Source organism: Streptomyces mangrovisoli (assembly GCF_000974985.2).
Lineage (GTDB): Bacteria > Actinomycetota > Actinomycetes > Streptomycetales > Streptomycetaceae > Streptomyces > Streptomyces mangrovisoli.
This window is the reverse complement of record NZ_LAVA02000167.1, coordinates 1-4041: the sequence shown is the minus strand read 5'-3', so window position 1 is coordinate 4041 and position 4041 is coordinate 1. Positions and strand designations below refer to the sequence as shown.

The window sequence follows — 4041 nt, the reverse complement described above, 5'->3', positions numbered from 1 at the left end:
TCCCTTGGCGGGCCGTCATGCAAGATCGAGGTTAGCACTCCCTACGACCCGCAAAACCTCTCTGCCTACAGTTACAGCCGCAACGACCCCATCGATTACTCCGACCCCACGGGCCTCACCATCGAGGGAGCTGGCGACTGCGGTGTATTGGGAACATGTAACGTCGGGGACAAGAAATCGCAGATCAAGAACAATCCTGACGGAAAGCTGAGAAGCCAGGATCCCACCCCTTCCCCAAGCCCTCAAGCACCGCCCACACCGGGCACCAACACGAATAACCCGTCCGACCCAGGCACGAAGGTTGCAGACTGGCTCGCATCATTGATGCCCGACGGCCCGCTCGTCCACCTCTTGCAGGGAGATATTGACGGCGCTGAGGATCAGCTCAGCGGAGCCGAATGCGAAGCGCAGGAGCCATTCGTATGTGATACCCCCTTGACTGGAACATTCGAAGCCGGGGGCGGGTCACTGCTGGCAAGGGCGGCGACAAAAGATGCGTCTGAGTATCTCGCAGAACAAGTTGAGCTCTTGTATAAAAGGGGGACCGCGGGGAAGAAGAGGGCTGCATTGGCGGGTCTCCTGCAGCTGGAAGGAGAAGGGGACGAGCTTCTACTGACCACGAGCGGAGAGCATATGGAGAAGGGGCTAGTCCCTACAGTGGGGAGTCCAGGGAATCCAGCCAGATTTACAGCGAGGGCAACCGGAAGAAATACCCGCGAAAACGACACGGAGTATAAAATGCTCACCTATATAGCGAACCGGCTTGGGGGTCCATCAGACGTTCGTGGGTCTCTGACGCTGCATTCCTCACAGTATGCGTGCTCGTCCTGTGTTTCCGTGATCGGGCAATTCCATGACCTCTTTCCCAATATACGAATAAACTACACGTCCGGACGGCGGTAACTGTGACGTGCCGCAATGTGTCAGAATTCTGGCGCATTGCGGCACGCGCTGAGGGTGGGGTATGCTATGCCGCATGCACGATCTTGTCACGCAGAGCATTTGGACGCCGGCCCATCAGGCTATCGAGAATGACGAGGTCCGCGAGCTGGCCAGGCTGCTGGATTCAGGAGCTGACCCGAACGAGATCTGCGGTAACATGACTCTCCTGGCTCACGCGGTTGACTATGAAGCCGATACCGCAATCCAAGGTGACTGCGAGATGGAAGTTACCTTCACGGCTGTCCTGCTTGCGTTCGGAGCTGATCCCGCACTGGCGGCTGAAGGCGGCAAGTCCGCGATTAAGATGGCTGAGATGTATCCACACCCTTCGGCGATAAAATTGATCCAACGTTTCGTGTAAGTGCCTTTCCCTGAGGCCTACATGACCTAACGGTGATCGTGACGCTCAAGGCGAACGGCTCGCTAATGGCCGATGTGAGCATGGCCAAGTAGTTCCTCGATCACGACGAGTTCCACTCCTTGTTCCAGGAGGATGTCGCGGTCGAGGGGCGGAGGTCGTGCTGGACGGCATGCCTACACTGCCCCGAACACCACCGCTGCAGGCTCGAACAGCCCGCACTGAAGAGCCAGATGGGCGAACACCAAGCGATGGTGACGCAGCGCCCGCTCACGCCGCCCCAGGGCCAGGTCGCCAATACGGTGCAGGGCTGTGACCTGGGCCCTCTCGAGCAGGACTTCAGAGGCCTGCCCACGAGCGGGATTTCCCCCCAACGAGAGGCAGCCACACGTTATCGGCTGGACCGTGCTCCTCAAGGTCTTCCAGCACCGCGGCACCAAGCCGGACTTCGCGGGCGAGAGTCGATACGAGTGGGTGCTTTGCCACCATCGCCTGCAGATCGCTCATCCGGCTCTCCAGCCTGGCACGTGACGCGCCGGTGAGGACGAACAGTATGCGGGGAAAGACTGGATCCCAGCGCAGCCAGGCGGGACTTGGGGCGGCTGGTCGCCGTCGGCTGAAGGGTTGGGCGTCGTACTGGAACAGGCGGGCGTACTCGATCAGTTTCACGGCCAGCCGTTCACTGCTCATGGTGCTGCGATCGATTTCGATGAACGCCCGCAGTTTTCGCCGGTGCTCGCCCTTGATGACCGTGTAGTACATGACTGCGTCGGCGACGATGCGTTCGCTCTCACCGATCGCGTGGGACACCTCAGGGGTCCAGTCCCACGGGCCGTGCTCGTGCCCGAGCCGGCGGGCGTCTTCGGCGAATGCGAGGTGGGCGCGTACGACGGCCAGCGTGTGTGGGGTCTTCAGCGATGCAGCCGTGGTCGAGGTGATGGGGTAGGGCGGCCGCCCGCGCAGGACCGGAAGATCCCGGGCCAACCGTGCCCCGTGTGGCGTCAGGTACCAGGCGTTGGTCCGGCTGCGGTTCGGGTCCGGCAGAACCGTGTAGTTGACGAAGCCCTCGGTGCGCAGCCGGTTGAGAACGCGGGACATCAGCTGTCGCGTGCCGTCAGGCCTGAGCATCCGGCGCAACTGGCCTGTGGTGGCGATGCGGTGCTGGGCGAGCCCGGCGATCACCAGGTGGGCCAGAGGTTCAGCGAGGCCGGGGTCCGGGCCCGGGGTGCTCTCTGCGGCACTGATGTTCATGGGGGGTGATTCCTTCCACGGGCGTGGAGATCTCGGCTGGAGACCTTCGGTTTCACCCGAGGAACACCGGCGGCCACTCCGGCACGCCCAGACTGGCGTGGTAGGAGATCACCCGGCCGTCCACGCCTGCATCCCGGGCGGCTTCCATGAACACCGCCATCATCACCGCGCTGTCCTTCCCGCCGGACAGCTGAGGAGCCAGTAGGTCGTACGTGGTCAGGTCAGGCACGCCGGGCGGGCGGCCGCCGAGGTTCGCGGGCATGGCGACTCCAAACAGCGATCGGTCGGCTCGGTGAACGTGGACTCAGAAGCCGTATCTCAACCGATCTTGGAACGTGCAGGTCGAACGGAGTTCCTGGTCGGGTGATCTTCCGCTCGTACGCGCATGAAGGCAGGGCCTCCAGGTAGCTCGGGGGTGCGACCCCATTCCGAGCGGTTCCCGGAGGCCCTGTTGTCGTTGTTCTACGCGCTCGAGCCCGCCCGCTTCAACTCGGCTGCTCCATCGTGTGATTGCCTCGCGCACGTGTACGGCAACGCGGCCGACCATCCCGATCGGGTACGCAGGTATCCGTCGGGCATGACGGACGCGGAATGGGCGGCCATCCGGCCGCTGCTGCCGGTACCGGCCTGGCTTCAGGGGCGGGGCGGACGGCCCGAGGGCTACTGCCATCGCCAGCTGCTGGACGCGATCCGTTACCTGGTCGCGGGCGGGATCTCCTGGCGGGCGCTGCCCGCGGACTTCCCCGATTGGAGCCGGGTCTACGCCTTCTTCCGCCGCTGGCGCGAGCACGGGCTGATCACCGAGTTCCACGACTGGCTGCGCGGGAAGGTCCGTGAGTGCGAGGGCCGCCAGGCCGAGCCCACGGCGGGGATCATCGACGCGCAGTCGGTGCGGGCCGCCGCGACGGTGCCCGCCGCCTCACGCGGCTACGACGGCGGGAAGAAGGTCCCGGGCCGCAAACGGCACATCGTGACCGACACCCTCGGCCTGCTCCTGGTCGTCCGCGTCACCGCCGCGAACATCGGCGACCGCGACGCCGCGGCGGGCCTGCTGAGCCGGCTGCGCCACCTGCACCGCGACATCACCCTCGTCTGGGCCGACGGCGGCTATACCGGCTCCCTCGTCGGCTGGTGCCGGGACAAACTCGCCCTGAGCTTGGAGATCGTCAAACGCACCGACGACATGACAGGGTTCGTGGTGCTGCCCAGACGCTGGGTGGCAGAGCGCACATTCGCGTGGCTGATGAACTCCCGCCGTCTGGCCCGGGACTACGAGACCCTGCCCGCCACCAGCGAAGCGATGATTTGGTGGTCGATGGTCACGCGGATGAGCCGGCGTCTGGCACGGCCACGGGCCGCTGACCGGCGCTGAGTGCGTTGTGGCAAACCGGATCTTGTTCGAGCGGCAACGGGTGATCATCTGGACGGAGGTTCGGGTGCGGTCGCGGGCATGAGAGAACGGGCCCCTTGGTAGTGACGCGGTTACGACA

General features: G+C 64.3%; 5 protein-coding genes and 1 pseudogene. 3 read left to right on the top strand and 3 right to left on the bottom strand.

Annotated elements, in window-relative coordinates; all coding sequences use genetic code 11:
* Together WN71_RS41665 and WN71_RS38875 are read left to right on the top strand one after the other, a co-directional pair.
* On the top strand, positions 1 to 903 hold a 903-nt coding region (locus tag WN71_RS41665), incomplete at its 5' end, for a deaminase domain-containing protein (RefSeq protein WP_206300256.1).
* 73 nt (positions 904 to 976) lie between these two features.
* Positions 977 to 1303, top strand: a complete 327-nt coding sequence (locus tag WN71_RS38875) for a hypothetical protein (RefSeq protein WP_046593007.1) — start codon at positions 977 to 979, stop codon at positions 1301 to 1303.
* Positions 1304 to 1371: 68 nt separating this feature from the next.
* Here the strand turns inward: WN71_RS38875 and WN71_RS43320 are convergent.
* The 3 genes and pseudogenes from WN71_RS43320 to WN71_RS42430 form a co-directional block, all read right to left on the bottom strand.
* Positions 1372 to 1463, bottom strand: a pseudogene (locus WN71_RS43320) (tyrosine-type recombinase/integrase); the annotation flags it as partial.
* A gap of 176 nt (positions 1464 to 1639) precedes the next feature.
* Positions 1640 to 2551 carry a replication-relaxation family protein gene (locus tag WN71_RS38870; RefSeq protein WP_046593006.1) on the bottom strand — a complete coding sequence of 304 codons (912 nt, stop codon included), beginning with the start codon at positions 2549 to 2551 and terminating at the stop codon, positions 1640 to 1642.
* 52 nt (positions 2552 to 2603) lie between these two features.
* A complete protein-coding gene (locus tag WN71_RS42430) occupies positions 2604 to 2813 on the bottom strand; it encodes an adenine nucleotide alpha hydrolase family protein (RefSeq protein WP_046593005.1) in 210 nt (69 codons plus the stop codon).
* A gap of 315 nt (positions 2814 to 3128) precedes the next feature.
* Between WN71_RS42430 and WN71_RS38860 the strand changes: the two genes are divergently transcribed.
* Positions 3129 to 3923: an IS5 family transposase gene (locus tag WN71_RS38860; RefSeq protein WP_240529921.1), complete on the top strand. Its 795-nt coding sequence runs from the start codon at positions 3129 to 3131 to the stop codon at positions 3921 to 3923.
* Positions 3924 to 4041: the final 118 nt, after the last annotated feature.

Bases quoted from the DNA above. Each gene is read 5' to 3' on its own strand.
- WN71_RS38870 (WP_046593006.1), bottom strand. From the start codon at position 2,551: ATGAACATCAGTGCCGCAGAGAGCACCCCGGGCCCGGACCCCGGCCTC.
- WN71_RS38860 (WP_240529921.1), top strand. From the start codon at position 3,129: ATGACGGACGCGGAATGGGCGGCCATCCGGCCGCTGCTGCCGGTACCG.
- WN71_RS42430 (WP_046593005.1), bottom strand. From the start codon at position 2,813: ATGCCCGCGAACCTCGGCGGCCGCCCGCCCGGCGTGCCTGACCTGACC.
- WN71_RS38875 (WP_046593007.1), top strand. From the start codon at position 977: ATGCACGATCTTGTCACGCAGAGCATTTGGACGCCGGCCCATCAGGCT.